12 protein-coding genes are annotated in these 15035 nt (G+C 59.8%); 4 read left to right on the forward strand and 8 right to left on the reverse strand.

Features of this window, described 5'->3' with window-relative positions; genetic code table 11:
• Positions 1-31 precede the first annotated feature (31 nt).
• On the reverse strand, positions 32-625 hold the full coding sequence (locus tag ACHZCJ_RS11665; protein ID WP_321326583.1) for an HdeD family acid-resistance protein: 594 nt from the start codon (positions 623-625) through the stop codon (positions 32-34).
• Positions 626-974: 349 nt separating this feature from the next.
• On the opposite strand from ACHZCJ_RS11665, the gene ACHZCJ_RS11670 reads away from it, so the two are divergent.
• Together ACHZCJ_RS11670 and ACHZCJ_RS11675 are read left to right on the forward strand one after the other, a co-directional pair.
• Entirely contained in the window at positions 975-1580 is a 606-nt protein-coding gene (locus ACHZCJ_RS11670; protein ID WP_159646960.1) for a hypothetical protein, read from the forward strand.
• 45 nt (positions 1581-1625) lie between these two features.
• The gene (locus ACHZCJ_RS11675) at positions 1626-2021 is read left to right on the forward strand and encodes a cupin domain-containing protein (protein WP_159646962.1); all 396 of its coding nucleotides are present in this window, start codon (positions 1626-1628) and stop codon (positions 2019-2021) included.
• Between the two features lie 89 nt (positions 2022-2110).
• Here ACHZCJ_RS11675 and ACHZCJ_RS11680 read toward each other — a convergent pair whose 3' ends face one another.
• The 3 genes from ACHZCJ_RS11680 to hisC form a co-directional block, all read right to left on the reverse strand.
• Positions 2111-3607, reverse strand: coding sequence for an MFS transporter (locus tag ACHZCJ_RS11680; RefSeq protein WP_201295682.1), 1497 nt, complete (start codon positions 3605-3607; stop codon positions 2111-2113).
• Between the two features lie 532 nt (positions 3608-4139).
• Positions 4140-5048 (reverse strand): prephenate/arogenate dehydrogenase family protein, encoded by a 909-nt coding sequence (locus ACHZCJ_RS11685; RefSeq protein ID WP_321326588.1) that lies wholly within the window; start codon positions 5046-5048, stop codon positions 4140-4142.
• Positions 5048-6148, reverse strand: coding sequence for a histidinol-phosphate transaminase (gene hisC / locus ACHZCJ_RS11690; protein ID WP_321326590.1), 1101 nt, complete (start codon positions 6146-6148; stop codon positions 5048-5050). Before hisC ends, ACHZCJ_RS11685 begins: the two co-directional genes overlap by 1 nt.
• A gap of 115 nt (positions 6149-6263) precedes the next feature.
• Between hisC and ACHZCJ_RS11695 the strand changes: the two genes are divergently transcribed.
• Positions 6264-7388, forward strand: coding sequence for a homoserine O-acetyltransferase (locus ACHZCJ_RS11695; RefSeq protein WP_321326592.1), 1125 nt, complete (start codon positions 6264-6266; stop codon positions 7386-7388).
• Between the two features lie 124 nt (positions 7389-7512).
• Entirely contained in the window at positions 7513-8103 is a 591-nt protein-coding gene (metW, locus tag ACHZCJ_RS11700; protein ID WP_321326596.1) for a methionine biosynthesis protein MetW, read from the forward strand.
• A gap of 310 nt (positions 8104-8413) precedes the next feature.
• Here metW and ACHZCJ_RS11705 read toward each other — a convergent pair whose 3' ends face one another.
• The 4 genes from ACHZCJ_RS11705 to pheS all read right to left on the reverse strand — a co-directional run bounded on the left by ACHZCJ_RS11705 (position 8414) and on the right by pheS (position 14975).
• A complete protein-coding gene (locus ACHZCJ_RS11705) occupies positions 8414-9715 on the reverse strand; it encodes an MFS transporter (RefSeq protein ID WP_321326598.1) in 1302 nt (433 codons plus the stop codon).
• A gap of 17 nt (positions 9716-9732) precedes the next feature.
• Positions 9733-11301, reverse strand: a complete 1569-nt coding sequence (locus ACHZCJ_RS11710) for a peptide chain release factor 3 (RefSeq protein WP_321326600.1) — start codon at positions 11299-11301, stop codon at positions 9733-9735.
• Between the two features lie 117 nt (positions 11302-11418).
• On the reverse strand, positions 11419-13863 hold the full coding sequence (pheT, locus tag ACHZCJ_RS11715) for a phenylalanine--tRNA ligase subunit beta (RefSeq protein WP_321326602.1): 2445 nt from the start codon (positions 13861-13863) through the stop codon (positions 11419-11421).
• Positions 13860-14975, reverse strand: coding sequence for a phenylalanine--tRNA ligase subunit alpha (pheS, locus tag ACHZCJ_RS11720; RefSeq protein WP_321326604.1), 1116 nt, complete (start codon positions 14973-14975; stop codon positions 13860-13862). The genes pheT and pheS overlap by 4 nt, the downstream gene beginning before the upstream one ends.
• Between the last annotated feature and the right edge of the window lie 60 nt (positions 14976-15035).

Genomic DNA, 15035 nt, shown 5'->3' on the forward strand with positions numbered 1-15035 from the left:
GCACCGGGCGGATCAACGGCGATGGATAAGATCAGGCGCTGCTTTTCCCGGCTTCGGGAGATTGCGCCGGTTTGCGAATTGCACCGGCGAGCATCACCAATGCCCAGCCGGAGATGAGAATATTGATCCCGGCCAATAGTCCCAGCGTCCAAAGCGCTGAGAAGGGAAGTTGCCACCAGAGCAATATACCGATGGCGGCCGCCACAATTCCGTCGAACAGGATCCAGCCCCAGCCGGTTTCCGGACGGGTCTTGATGGCGAATATGGTTTTCAACAGGCCCTCGGCCAGAAACGCCGCTGCAACCAATATGGTCAGAACGAAAACAGCATCCAGCGGTCGTGCCATCAGCACGATACCGGCCAATAGCCAGAGAATGCCGACCACAACCGCCAGTGTTATTTTGCCCCAAGTCGGATAGCTGAATGCGTGTATGATCTGGGCGAACCCGGCAACGGCAAGCAGAATGGCAACGCAAATCGCTACACCGAAGCTGCTGATCAGCGGAAAGACCAAGGCCCCGGTACCGGCAAGAATCATGATCACGCCGGTTGCGATCATCCAGCCTCGATTGTTAGACATATTTTCTTCAATATCCGGCAAGTCATCCGCAATTGTCGTAGCCATGTCTGTCTCCATCGTTGAAGGGGGCAGAAATCCGTCGCTGGTTCAGGGAATGGGGCAGCATCCGGATTTCTGTTTTCTACCGAATCGAACCTTTGTCTCTATCGGCAGGGATCAAGTTTTCCGTTCCCGTTTACCGGCAGTGGTCCGGCTTCAAAATCCGTAAATTCACTTAGCCGGCGCCCCGTTGTCTTGCTTCGAAATCCTTGTTTTTCTGCGCAAAATTAAAGGCCCGGATGGCTGGCATTTAGTGGAAATTACGTAGTTACAAGGCGCCGCACATATTGTTCTGAGGACCAATTCCAGACGGATAATTCTATCCGATCGTAAATCTCATCAAGGAACCCGAGGCATGAAACAGACATTATCCACCGTCGCCGCCGCATTAGTGCTGACCCTGGCCGTTCAGGGTTGTAGCCAGAAAACCGAAACCGGAGAAAAAGCAGAATGCACCACATCCGAAAATGATGCGATGGACGACGCTCGCGACGCTATGGATGCGGCAAAACATGATGCCAGCAAGGCGGCGCTGGAGGCGCAAGATGCAGCCAGGATGGCTGTGATGGCGGCCAAACTGGCGGTCTGTTCCGAAGCGCAGAAAGACAAGGAGGCCGCCGCCCAGATGGCGATCAACGCGGAGGCCGCGGCGAAACGGGCTCAGGCCAGAATTGCCATGGCCAACAGCCAACTGGATCTGGCAGCGCATGAAAATGCGCGGAAAGCGCAGGATCTGGTGGAAGAGGCTGTAGCCGCCACTGGCTCTGCCGTTCGTGAAACCAATGCATCGCTTATGGCGGGACTGGAATCCGACGCGGCGGCCGCAAAACAGGCGGCCGAATCGGCGCAAAAGGCAGCGATAAAAGCTGCTGCGGCGACCGCCGACGCCAGCAAAGCTGCGCAAGTGGCAGCCAGGGAAACCTGGGAAAAAGAAATGGCAGAGAACGGTGAAACCGAATAGTCATTTGCACGACACCACCGGTTTACCCTCGAAAGGAATATTCGCATGCAAGGATTTGTCGACAATATCGAAGCGCTGACGGAGCAGAATGATGACTTCCGTCGCGTGCTCTACACTGGCCATAATCTGCAACTGGTGCTGATGACGCTTCAACCCGGCGACGAAATCGGTATGGAAGTGCATGACGACCGGGACCAGTTTTTCCGGATCGAAGAGGGCAGCGGCGAAATCTGGATCGATGGAAAAGCCAATAAGGTGAAATCCGATGACGGCATTATCGTACCGCAGGGTGCCAGCCACAATGTCGTGAACACCGGCAAGGAACCGCTTCGGCTATATACGATCTATGGCCCGCCCGAGCATATTGACGGTACTGTCCATGCCACCGCGGCCGATGCTGCGAACGAGCATGAGCATTTCGACGGCAAGACGACGGAATAGCGGCCATTCCGATTGCCACTTTACCAACCGGATGACGGAGACTTTTCGCTCTGGCGGCGAGTCCCAGTCATCCGTTTGGCCCTTTCCCGCTAGCGCCCCATGTCGCGCTGGATCGTACGGCTGGCCATGTAGAAATGAAACACGGCCCAGAGATAGAGGCATTTGAACAGGATCATCGACCATTGCAGTCCGTCCGCATTGGCCGAATCGCAAGCGGCCTGTGCGGCCACCGCAAGATTGCTTGCCTTGCACGCCTCCAGCGTCAGCGTCGGGTCCAGTCCCGACAGGAAGGTCGCGTTCAATATCGTCGACAGGCCGCCGATCAGCGGCGGTCCCAGCCCGTATCCGAGCAGATTGACGATGAACAGGGTCACGGCAACCGCCGTTGCTCTCATCCGGCTGTCGACCACCCCGCTCGGTACGGCATAGAGCGGACAGAGATAGGTGTAGAGCAGCATCTGGCCAACCATCATCAGCGGGATTGCCAGCCATAGGGATTCGGCGAGATAGCCGACGACATGCATGGGGATGACGCCGAGCAGCGCGAACATCGGTATCAGGGCCAGCGCCTTGGGAAATCGCTCGGCATATTTGTCCGCCAGAAACCCCGACATATAGGTGCCGATTGACGCCATGACGGCCAGAGCCAGCGCGACCTTAACTGACGCATCGAAGATCGAGAGTTCATGGGTGCGGATCAGGAAGGACACGAAAAACTGGCCAACGCCATAATTGACGAACGAGGCGATGGTGACGCCCATGGTGACGTGCCAGTAAGCGGGCTTTTGCGACAATATCTTCAAGACTTCGCGAAACCCGACATGCTCTTTATTCTGCATTTCCACGGGGTCGGTGTAGCCGCGGGGCGGCTCCTTGATTGTCATCTTGACGATCATCGCAACGATCAGGCCGGGAACGCCGACCACCACGAAAGCGACGCGCCATCCCTCGATATTCTGCCAGTCGAGCGCGTTGACCGCCCAGGTCCAGTTCCAGCTGCTCAACATCGCAGCGACTGTCGGCCCATCGAGGCTTCCGACAATGAAACCGCCGAACACATAAGCGACCATGCCGCCGAGCGGGATACCCAGCGCGTAGACCGAAACCGCGGTCGAACGCTCCTTGGGAATGAAATAGTCGGCGATGATCGAATTGGCAGGCGGCGAACAACCCGCTTCGCCGATGCTGACGCCGATACGGAATATGAACAGCGCGATAAAGCTGGTGGCAAAGCCGCACAAAACGGTCATCAGACTCCACAGCGCCACCGATCCCGCAATGATCCAGACCCGGTGGTTCTTCTCGGAGAAACGGGCGATCGGGATGCCGACAAATGTATAGAGGATCGCAAAGGCCGGGCCGCCGAGCAGCCCCATCTGCCAATCCTCAACCCCGAAGCTTTCCTTGATCGGCTCGGTCAATATGTTGATGATCGTGCGATCGATGAAATTAAAAATATAGACGGTGAGCAGGATGCCGAGGATATAATTGCGGTAATTCCTGGTTCCATAACCCGTGTCCGGGCTCCCGCCATTGCTGGCACCATGGTTGGAATGCGCGACTTCGGTCGCTGTAGCTTCGGCCAAATCCAGACTCCCCTAGCGGTTCCCAACTGATTGTTGCCGTTGGGTATCCCGGCATCGTACCGAAATTTATGGCATTGTATATCCCGTTGTAAAAAAACGCTTTCGACCAGCACCGTACGAACGCTTTTTTTCTGAAGCTTGTTCGCCGCCGAAAGGCGCCGCCCGGAACAGTCCTGTGTGATCGACTGGACCCCGCCCTGCGGCGGGGAACAGAGACGGAAGGCTTATATGGTACAATAAAACCCCATTCCGTTACTGAAATAGTGCTGTCCTACATCTGGCTCGCCCGTCTATTATCGCCAAAGATCCTGCGTCTTGGGCAGGACGGGCTCTTTGACAATTTGGATGGAATTATCACGCTTGCTGCCGCCGCCGGTTTTTAGCGGACCGGCTCGAGGGCTATCTGGAAGGTTACACTAGACGAGCGGTCGCGGACCAAAAAAGGTTAGAAATTCGGCGTTTCGAGGCAAAGGCCGCAGAAAACAAAAATGGCTGTTGCTGTAAAGCTCGGCTTCGCCGCTACCCGCGGCTGTTAATCGTGCGTCCGGCCGAAATCGGGGGCGGCGTCGTCCTGGCCTTCCTCGATGATCCGGCGCCGGATCGCGCGGGTCTTGGTGAACAGGTCGAACAGTTCGTCGCCCTTGTCCCAGCGGATCGCGCGCTGCAGGGCCGAAAGATCCTCGGAGAAGCGCTGCAGCATTTCCAGCACCGCATCCTTGTTGGACAGGAACACGTCCCGCCACATCGTGGGATCGGAGGCGGCGATCCGGGTGAAGTCGCGGAAACCGCCAGCAGAATATTTGATCACTTCGCCACGCGTGACATCTTCCAGATCGGACGCGGTACCGACGATTGTATAGGCGATGAGATGCGGCAAATGGCTGGTCACCGCGAGCACGAGATCATGATGTTTGGCGTCCATGATCTCGACAGCGGCGCCGAGCTTTTGCCAGAAGGCGCGCACCCGCTCGATGTCGCCTTCTGCGGCGTCTGCCGGCGGGGTGAGGATGCACCAGCGATCCTGGAAAAGCGTGGCAAATCCGGCGTCGGGTCCGCTATTTTCGGTCCCGGCAACGGGATGGGCCGGGATGACCCGTGCACCGGGGAGCGCCTCGGCGAATGCTGCCAGCACGCTTTCTTTCGACGAACCGACATCGCTGATGATGGCGTCAGCGGGCAGATCGCTGGCGATTTCGGCGGCGACATCCGCCATCACGCCGACCGGTACGCAAAGGATCACGAGGTCAGCGTCGGTGACTGCTGCACCGGCGCTGTCGCTGACATCGTGGCAGAAACCCAGTTCGATGACTCGCGCCCGCACCGCCGGATCGGCGTCATAGCCGGTGATCCGCGCTGACGGCATGGCTTCGCGCACGGCATGGGCAATGGACGAGCCGATCAGCCCGATACCGATGATCGCAATATTGGCAAAAGGCAGCATCAGTCGGCGGCTTCCAGTATCTCGCGCAAGGCCTGGGCGACGCCGCGGGTTTCTTCCTCGGTGCCGATGGTGATGCGCAGGCCGTTGACCAGTCCCTGTCCGGGCAGCCAGCGGACCGCATAGCCCTTGTCCATCAACGCCGCATTGGCCTGTTCGGCGGTCACCTTGCCCTCGAACAGGACGAGCAGGAAATTGGTGTGGCTCGGCACCACCCTGAGGCCGTGATTGCCGAGCGCGCCCATTTCGTCGCTCAGCCATTGCCGCCATCTGGCATTATGCTCGCGGCTCATGGTCACGAAATCGTCGGCGGCAAGCGCCGCGACGGCGGCGTCCTGGCCGGCGGTGGTGACATTGAACGGCAGCCGGATCCGGTTCATCGCACCGATAATCTCTGCGTCGGCATAGCCCCAGCCGATCCGTTCGGCGGCGAGACCGTGAATCTTGGAAAAGGTGCGGGTGACCAGAACATTGGGCTGGCTGCTGGCCAGTGCCAGCGCGCCGTCATCCTGCCCTTCGTCCATATATTCGGCATAGGCGGCATCGAGCACCAGCAGGACATGGCCAGGCAGGGCGGCGTGCAGGCGCGCAATCTCGGCGCGCGGGGTGAATGTGCCGGTTGGATTATTGGGGTTGGCTATGAATATGACCTTGGTCCGGTCGGTGACCTTGGCGAGAATGGCGTCGACATCGGTGCCATAATCCTGGTCATCGGCCACCACCGGCGTGCCGCCATAGCGTCGCGCCGCTATATCGTAGACGGCGAAGCCATATTTGACATAGATGATCTCATCGCCCGGCCCGCTGAACGCATTGGCGGCGAGATGCAGGACGTCGTCGGAACCGGTGCCGCAGATGATCCGCGCCGGATCGAGATCATATTTGGCGGCAATCGCTTCGCGTAACCGGGTCGAGCCGGGATCGGGGTAGCGGTCGACAGAGGCCGAGGCGGCATTGAGTGCATCGCTAGCGGCCGGACTGCAGCCGAGCGGATTCTCGTTCGCCGACAGCTTGACGATCCTGCGGCCGTCCGCGCCGGTCGATTTGCCCGGCACATAAGGCGCAATGCCCATGATCCAGTCTTTTGCTTTTGGTCCGCTCATTGCCTTGGTCCGCTTGTCAGAAGAGAATATCTGTCGCCGGACTAACCTTTGCGGCCTGTCAGTCAACAGCATTATCATTTGACGGTGGGGATTTCGCCGCTTAGCTCCGCTGTTGATGACAGAAGATACGCGTTTTGGACTAGACCGAAAGGTTCGCCTGCTCGGGCCGCTGCCGCTGGAGAGCGGGGCAGAGCTCGCGCCTGTCGACATTGCCTATGAAACCTATGGCACACTCAATGCGGGTGCCAGCAATGCAATCCTGATTTGCCATGCATTGACAGGCGACCAATATGTCGCCTCGAAGCACCCGCTGACGGGCAAAGACGGCTGGTGGATCAGAATGGTCGGGCCGGGCAAGCCGATCGACACGGAGCGACATTTCGTCATTTGCGCCAATGTGATCGGCAGCTGTCTGGGCAGTTCCGGACCGGCGACGGTCAATCCTGCGACCGACCGGCCCTGGGGAATGGACTTCCCCGTTCTGACCATCGGCGATATGGTGCGTGCGCAGGCGATGCTCCTCGATCACCTTGGGATCCGGCGCTTGCACGCCGTCGTCGGCGGTTCGATGGGCGGGATGCAGGCGGTTAGCTGGGCGGCGCTCTTTCCTGAGCGTGTCAAGTCGGCGGTGATTATCGCTTCGGCGGCGCGGCATAGCGCCCAGAATATCGCCTTTCACGAAGTCGGGCGACAAGCGATCATGGCCGACCCGCGTTGGCGCGGCGGGGATTATTATGCCGACGATGATCCACCGAGCAGCGGCCTTGCTGTCGCCCGGATGGCGGCCCATATCACCTATCTCTCCGAAGCCGGCCTGACCGAGAAATTCGGCCGCCGGCTACAGGACCGTGACGCCAAGACGTTCGGCTTCGATGCGGATTTCCAGGTGGAATCCTATCTCCGCCATCAGGGGATCAGCTTTGTCGACCGCTTCGATGCCAACAGCTATCTCTATATCACCCGGGCGATGGACTATTTCGATCTCGCCGAAGCCCATGGCGGCGCGTTGGCAAATGCGTTTAGCGGTTCGAAAACGCGCTTCTGTCTGATCAGCTTCGATACCGACTGGCTCTATCCGACCAGCGAAAGCCGGGCGATTGTCCACGCGCTCAACGCGGCCGGAGCAGAGGTCAGCTTCATGGAATTGTCGAGCCCCTTCGGTCATGACAGTTTCCTGCTGGAAAATCCCGAGATGAACCGGATTGTAGACGGCTTCCTGAAGGCAGGGGAAGGACGATGATCAATTTTATATCCATCGTCACCCTGAACTTGTTTCAGGGCCCATCGCGCCTGATCACACAGGCAGCGAGCGCGAACAAAGGGGTGCTGAAACGAGTTCAGCGTGACGAGGTGGGAGTAGCCGCATGACCAAACTCCGTCCCGATCTGCAGATCATCGCCGACAACATCGCTCCCGGCAGCCGGGTGCTCGACATCGGCTGCGGCGACGGCGCGCTGATGGCGGCGCTGCGCGATGAGAAAGGCTGCGATGCGCGCGGGCTGGAGATCAACCCGGCCAATGTCGCCAGCGCGGTCGCCAAGGGACTGTCGGTGGTGCAGGGCGATGCCGACACTGATCTTGCCGCCTATCCCGACGCCAGTTTCGACTATGCGATCCTCAGCCAGACGCTGCAGACCACCCACCGCCCCGACATCATGGTCGACGAGCTGCTGCGTATCGGCAAGCAGGCCTTTGTCAGCTTCCCCAATTTCGCCCATTGGCGGATTCGCACGTCGCTGCTGCTCGGCGGCCGGATGCCGGTGACGCGACTAATCCCGCAGACCTGGTTTGACACGCCCAATATCCATCATGTCACGATCGCCGATTTCCGTGCGCTTGTGCAGGACGGCCAATATGCGCAGGAGGGGCAATGGTTCCTCAGCGGCGACAAGCAGACCGGGCGCAGCTTGGCGAATCTGCTGGCGGAGCATGCAGTGTTCTTGCTTAGGAACTAACCCCGTCATCCCGGTGAAGGCCGGGATCCAACCCAAGGGCAGCGAAATTGGTGGATCAGATGATAGAGAAATCCAGCCATCCTCTCCCATAGGGACAGGCAAGTAAGACTTGGCCGACTGGCCTAGTCGCGCTCGGTGAGGGGGTGGATCTTTCCGGGTTTCAAACCCCCTAACCGACGTTCGCTAATCAGCGAGGCTGATAAGCTTCAATTGCCTCTCCCCATGGCCGAGGATAATGGTCGATAAGACCGTTTTGGAGCGGTCACCCTCGAAATTTTCCTGAAGGTCCACCGTCGATCGACAGCTGCCTTCACCCCCGCTGCACCTCTTTCAACCCCAACGCCGCCAATATCGCCAACCCGCTCATCCCGGCCGTGATCGCCAGTACCACTTCCCCGCCAAACCAGTTGGCGACCAGACTGAACACACCGCCGGCTAGCAACAGCAATCCGATGATCGTATTCGAAAGCGCGGTATAAGCAGCGCGGCTGTCCTTGTCGGCCATGTCGACGAGATGCGTTGACCGGCCGAGGCGGACGCCCTGATAGGCGATCATCAGGCCGAACAACAGCACCGGCAATATATAGCCGCCGCTGAGCGTTCCGGCGAAGGCGAGCCAGCTTGTCACGGCCAATATGATGGCGGCGACCATTGCCGAGAAGATCAGCACCTTGCGGCTGGACCGGTCCGACAGGCGGCCCCAGACGAAGCTGCTGCACAGGCTGGCCAGCGCCGAGGCGAGCACCAGAAAGCCGAGCTTGTCATAGCCTTCCCCGGCCTGGCTGCCGACGGCAATCATGAACGGCGGCGCCAATGCGGTGGCGGTCAACAGTCCGCGGGTGAGGATGAAGCGGACCAGCTGCGGATCATCGCGCAAATAGGCGAAATTTTTATAGGCTTCCTTCAGCGCGGATTTTCCGCCTTCGGTCGCTCCGGCTTCTTCCTTCAAAGTGGCGAACAGCAGCCCGCTCAATATCCATGCCGCCCCCGCCAGAAACAGACCGCCGATAACCAGCGTCATGCGGTCCACCAGATTGGAGGATAGAGCCAGCGCGTAGACAATCACGGTGACCGACGCGATAGAACCCGCCAGACCGGTCGCGGTGCCGCGCCGGGACTTGTCGATCGTCTTGCCCAGCACGTCCTTGTAGCAGACCGAGCAAATGCTGCGCGCCAGCGCCAATATCGCCAGCGCGATCACAATCGCCCAGCCGGCGGCCGCACCGGTCATGGTGATCGCGACCAGCCCGATCGCGGCGGCTCCCAGACCCTGCACCAGCGAGCCGATCGCCCATGCCCATTTGCGGCGCTGCAATTTCCGCAAATATCCGGCGGTCAGAAGCTGCGGTAGCAGAGCGCCTGCTTCCCTGACTGGCACCAGCAACCCGATCAGCGCCACCGGCGCGCCCAGCGACGTCATCAGCCAGCTGAGCACCAGCTTCGGATCAATCAGCCCGTCGGCGCTTTTGGTCAGCGCCAGCGAGCCGACATGTTTGAAGAAATTGCCCGGTTCCTGATTGCAGGCGCTTTCCGGGATATCGGCGCAAACACGGCCTTCATCATCAATCGTGATCGCTTGAAAGGCTTTTTCGGTCGTGGATTTGCTGGCCATGACCGGGATTTACCGGATTAGCGTTCGCGTGTCGCGCTGAACTTTAGATCAGGGTTTCGCTCTTCCTGATAACCGACATCCCAGGCCGATTTGGCCAGGAACACCAGATTGTCGTCGCGATCCCGGGCGAGGCTGGACTGGTTGATATTGGCAAAGGCGTTCAAGGTCGCGTCATCACCGCTGATCCAGCGGGCGGTTTCAAACGGGGCCTGTTCCAGATAGGCGTCGACCTTATATTCGGCCTGCAGGCGGGATACCAGCACCTCGAGCTGCAATTGCCCGACCACGCCAATGATCCAGTTGGCGCCCAGTTCGGGATAGAAAACCTGCACGACGCCTTCTTCGCTGAGATCGTCCAAAGCCTTGCGCAATTGCTTGGTCTTGGTCGGATCGCGCAGGATGACACGGCGGAGGATTTCGGGCGCAAAATTCGGCAGGCCGGTGATCCGCACCTGGTTCTTTTCCGACAAGGTGTCGCCGACCCGCAAGGTGCCGTGATTGGGGATGCCGATGATATCGCCCGGTTCTGCCGTGTCGGCAATTTCGCGGTCCTGCGCGAAAAACAGGATTGGACTGTGAATCGCAATCGGTTTGCCCAGCCCCGAAGGCGTCAGCTTCATGCCGCGTTTGAACTCGCCGGAGCAAAGCCGCATGAAGGCAATCCGGTCGCGGTGCTGCGGGTCCATATTGGCCTGGATCTTGAAAATAAAGCCGGTGACATCACTGCTCTCCGGATCGATCGGAGCCGGTTCGGCCGGTTGCGGGCGCGGCGGCGGTGCATAGTCGGCAATCGCCTCGATCAACTCCTCGACGCCAAACTGCTTGAGTGCCGAACCAAAGAAAACCGGCGTCAGATCGCCGTGCTGATAGGCCTCCAGATCGAAGCTGCTATAACCACCCTGCGCCAGTTCCCCTTCGCCGGTCAGTCGCTCGAGCGCGCCTTCGCTCAGCACTTCGGCGAGCTTGGGGTCATCGAGACCGGAAAATTGTTGGGTCACACCGTCATATTGCTTGCTGTCGCCGGTCGGCTGGTGCAGCTGGTTTTTGACCAGATCATAGACGCCTTCAAACTGCCCGCCCATGCCGGTCGGCCAGCTCATCGGGCAGACGTCGAGCGCCAGCTTGTCGGCGACTTCGTCGAGCAGCTCGAACGGGTCGCGGCCTTCGCGGTCGACCTTGTTGACGAAGGTGATGATCGGCACATTGCGCATCCGGCAGACTTCGAACAGTTTCAGCGTCTGTGCCTCAATACCGGACGCGGCATCGATCACCATGATCGCGCTGTCGACCGCGGTCAGCGTGCGATAGGTATCCTCGGAAAAATCCTCATGGCCCGGCGTGTCGAGCAGGTTGAAGACAATGCCGTTGCGCTCGAAGGTCATGACGCTGGAGGTCACCGAAATCCCGCGCTGCTGCTCGATCTTCATCCAGTCGGACCGCGCCCGCCGGTTATCGCCCCGCGCCTTGACCTCGCCCGCCAGATGGATAGCGCCGCCTTTCAGCAGCAGCTTCTCGGTCAGCGTGGTCTTACCCGCATCGGGGTGGGAGATGATCGCGAATGTTCGGCGGGGTTTGGTTTGGGTCATAAGTTCAGTTTTCTAACACTCGTCATCCTGAACTTGTTTCAGGATCTATCCATCGACTGGACGCAGGTTCTATGGGGAGAAATGGATGCTGAAACAAGTTCAGCATGACGGCAGTAACTAGCCCCTTAATCCCGCTCCCAGCTTGCCGGCGTTCGCGACAACCTTGTCCGAAAGCGCCTTCAGATCCTCTTCGGTCAACGTCGCATCTTGCGGTTGCAAGGTCACTTCCACCGCCAGCGATTTCTTGCCTTCGCCCACACTCGGTCCCTCGAACAGATCGAAAATCCGGGCATCGGTGATCAGCTTCTTGTCCGCGCCCTTGACCGCGCGCACCAGATCGCCCGCCGGCAACTCTGCATCGACGATGAAGGCGAAATCGCGGGTCACCGCCTGCAACGCCGGTGGCGCAAAAGCGTCGCGCATGTGGCCCGACTTCTTCTTCAGCGGTATCGCATCGAGGAATATCTCAGCGGCAACGGCAGAGCCTTTGAAACCCATCGCCTTGGTCGTTGACGGGTGAAGCACACCGTAAGCCGCCAAAATCTTCTTCGGTCCCAGCCGCAAGGTACCGGACTGGCCGGGATGATAATGATCGCCCGCTTCGCCGAAATCCATCAGCTTGTCGGTCGGTGCGCCAGCGGCGTCCAATATCGCAAGCACTTCGGCTTTGGCGTCATAAGCGTCGAATTTCGTCGCGGCGCCGGCCTGCCAGCTGCGGGCGCGGTTTTCGCCGGTCAGCACCAGGCCGATGGTCGGATGTTCGCTGCTTTCCAGATAGCGGCGACCCACTTCGAACAGGCGGATCGACGTTGCGCCGCGCGCGGCGTTGCGCTGGGCGGCTGCGATCAGGCCGGGCAGCAGCGATGGGCGCATGACCTTGAGGTCTTCGCTGATCGGATTGGCCAGTGACCAGCTTCCGCCACCAAAAGGCGCCGCTTCCTTATCGGAAATGAAGCTCCAGTTAACGACTTCGTTGAGACCATTTGCCGCTGCTGCGCGTCGCGCCTTGCGCTCGGCCAGCTGTTCCGGCGAGGCCGTCGGTTTGGCGACACCCGGTTTGCGGGGCAACGGTACCGACGGAACCTTGTCCAGTCCCTCTATCCGGATTACTTCTTCGACCAGATCCTGCCAGCCGGTGACGTCACGACGCCATGTCGGCACGGTGACGGTCCATGTTCCCCGGCGAAGGCCGGGGTCCATCACCCGTTCGTTATTCTTGGTGCCTTCAGGAGATGGATCCCCGCCTTCGCGGGGACACAAGATCTCGAAACCGAGCGATTCGAGAATGGACTTCTGCCGGTCCGCAGACACATCCAGCCCGCCCAGCGAAGCGCATTGACGCGGATCATAGGCAATAGTGCGCTGGTCCGTCGGCGCTTCACCGGCGCGGGTAATTTCACTCGCCGTGCCACCGCACAGTTCCTGCACCAGCGCTGTAGCAATAGCGATCCCCTCTTCAAGGAACGCGGGATCAACGCCGCGCTCGAAGCGTTGCCGGGCATCGCTGGTCAGCATCAGCTTCTGGCCGGTGCGGGCGATATGGGCGGGATCGAAATAGGCGCATTCGATCAGTACATCGGTGGTGTTCCCGTCGGTGCCATTGGCCGCGCCGCCCATGATGCCGCCAATGCCATGCGCGCCCGCCTGGTCGGCGATCACGGTCATGGTCTCGTCGAGAATATATTCCTTGTCGTTGAGCGCGACCAGCTTTTCACCGTCCTGCGCCTTGCGCGCAACCAGTCCGCCGTTGAGCTTGGCAACGTCATAGACGTGCAGCGGGCGGCCCTGGTCGAGCGTGACATAATTGGTGATATCGACCAGCGCCGAAATCGGTTTCTGGCCGGCAGATTTCAGCCGGGCCTGCATCCAGTCCGGAGACGCGCCATTGGTCACGCCGCTGACGGTGCAACCGGAAAAGGCGGGACAACCTTCCGGATCGTCAATCGCGATATCGGGACCTGCGCCATTGCGGGCGATGTTGGCGATGTCCATCGGCTTGAGCGTGCCGAGGCCGGCTGCAGCGAGATCGCGCGCTATGCCGCGCACGCCCATGCAGTCCTGGCGATTGGGCGTGATGGAGACATCGATCACCGGATCGTCCAGCTGTGCATAGTCGGCATAGCTTGTGCCAACCGGCGCATCAGACGGCAGTTCGATAATGCCGTCATGATCCTCGCCCAGTTCCAGCTCGCGCGCGCTGCACATCATGCCAAAGCTCTCGACATCCCGGATTTTTGCGGGTTTCAGCGTAAAATCGCTACCCGGAATATAGGTGCCGGGAGGGCCGAACACACCGACCATGTCCTTGCGCGCATTGGGCGCGCCGCAGACGACCTGCCAAGGCTCGTCGCTGCCGTCGTCCACCTTCAGCAATTGCAGCTTGTCGGCGTTGGGATGCGGTCCGGCTTCGATAACCTTGGCGACGCGAAACGGGCGCAGGGCATCGGCGGGGTTTTCAACGCCTTCCAGCTCCAGACCAATAGCGGTCAGCTTGTCGGTGATCTCGGTCAGGCTTGCGTCGGTATCGAGATGCGACTTGAGCCAGCTTAGGGAAAATTTCATGCGCCGACTCCTCCGCTCAGCGTGGGGACGTCGAGCGCGTCAAAGCCGTAATGGTCGGCCCAGCGCAGATCGCCGTCGAAGAAAGCGCGCAAATCGTCCATGCCATATTTCAGCATCGCCAGCCGGTCGATACCGCAACCAAAGGCAAAACCCTGCCAGATATCGGGATCGAGTCCGCAATTGCGGATGACATTGGGATGGACCATGCCGCTACCGAGTATCTCCATCCAGCCGCCATTTTCACCGCGCGGGTCGCCACCGATTATGCGCCGGCCCCCTTCGACCGAGAAGCCGACATCGACTTCGGCGCTGGGTTCGGTGAACGGAAAGTAGCTCGGGCGCAGGCGTAATTCGATATCATCGCGCTCGAAGAAAGCGCGGACGAAGGTTTCCAGCGTCCATTTCAGATGGCCCATGTGAATGCCCTTGTCGATCACCAGCCCTTCGACCTGATGGAACATCGGCGTATGCGTGGCATCGCTGTCGCTGCGATAGGTGCGGCCGGGAGCGATGAGGTAAATCGGTTCACCCGCTCCGTCGGTCTTCTTCGCAACATCCATCATCGTGCGGATCTGCACTGGCGATGTATGGGTACGCAGCAATTTGGGCATGCCGCTGTCATCCGTCTGCGGGAAATAGAATGTGTCGTGCATCGCCCGGGCCGGATGGGTTTCGGGAATGTTGAGCGCGGTGAAATTATGCCAGTCGTCCTCGATCTCCGGCCCAGTGGCGACGGAAAAGCCTAGATCGGCGAAAATTTCGGCCAGTTCATCCATCACTTGAGAGACCGGATGGATGCTGCCTTTCGGGGCGGCTGGCGGGGGCAATGTCAGATCAAGTGTCTCGGTGGCAAGCTTCGCGTCCAGCGCCGCGGCTTCCATCGCCTCCTTGCGCGCAGCCAGCGCATCGGCAACCGCTTGCCGCGCGCCGTTGATCTTCGGACCCTGTTCCTGGCGCTCTTCCGGCGTCATCTTGCCCAGGGTTTTCAGCAGCAGCGAAATCTCGCCCTTCTTGCCGAGCGCAGCCACGCGGATTGCTTCCAGCGATTCGCCATCGGCCGCCGCGCCAATCTGCTCCAGATATTTGTCCCTGACCGCTTCGATGTCGCTCATCATATTGTCCCGTTCTTGCTCGTTGCCCGTCTAGCAAGCCTCACGAAAAACCCAATAAAA

The organism is uncultured Parasphingorhabdus sp. (assembly GCF_963677535.2).
In the GTDB taxonomy this organism is placed as follows: domain Bacteria; phylum Pseudomonadota; class Alphaproteobacteria; order Sphingomonadales; family Sphingomonadaceae; genus Parasphingorhabdus.

Coding starts and splice junctions, on each gene's coding strand:
- ACHZCJ_RS11685 (WP_321326588.1), bottom strand. CDS start 5,048: ATGCTGCCTTTTGCCAATATTGCGATCATCGGTATCGGGCTGATCGGC.
- ACHZCJ_RS11705 (WP_321326598.1), bottom strand. CDS start 9,715: ATGGCCAGCAAATCCACGACCGAAAAAGCCTTTCAAGCGATCACGATT.
- pheT (WP_321326602.1), bottom strand. CDS start 13,863: ATGAAATTTTCCCTAAGCTGGCTCAAGTCGCATCTCGATACCGACGCA.
- ACHZCJ_RS11695 (WP_321326592.1), top strand. CDS start 6,264: ATGACAGAAGATACGCGTTTTGGACTAGACCGAAAGGTTCGCCTGCTC.
- pheS (WP_321326604.1), bottom strand. CDS start 14,975: ATGAGCGACATCGAAGCGGTCAGGGACAAATATCTGGAGCAGATTGGC.
- hisC (WP_321326590.1), bottom strand. CDS start 6,148: ATGAGCGGACCAAAAGCAAAAGACTGGATCATGGGCATTGCGCCTTAT.
- ACHZCJ_RS11670 (WP_159646960.1), top strand. CDS start 975: ATGAAACAGACATTATCCACCGTCGCCGCCGCATTAGTGCTGACCCTG.
- ACHZCJ_RS11710 (WP_321326600.1), bottom strand. CDS start 11,301: ATGACCCAAACCAAACCCCGCCGAACATTCGCGATCATCTCCCACCCC.
- ACHZCJ_RS11665 (WP_321326583.1), bottom strand. CDS start 625: ATGGCTACGACAATTGCGGATGACTTGCCGGATATTGAAGAAAATATG.
- metW (WP_321326596.1), top strand. CDS start 7,513: ATGACCAAACTCCGTCCCGATCTGCAGATCATCGCCGACAACATCGCT.
- ACHZCJ_RS11675 (WP_159646962.1), top strand. CDS start 1,626: ATGCAAGGATTTGTCGACAATATCGAAGCGCTGACGGAGCAGAATGAT.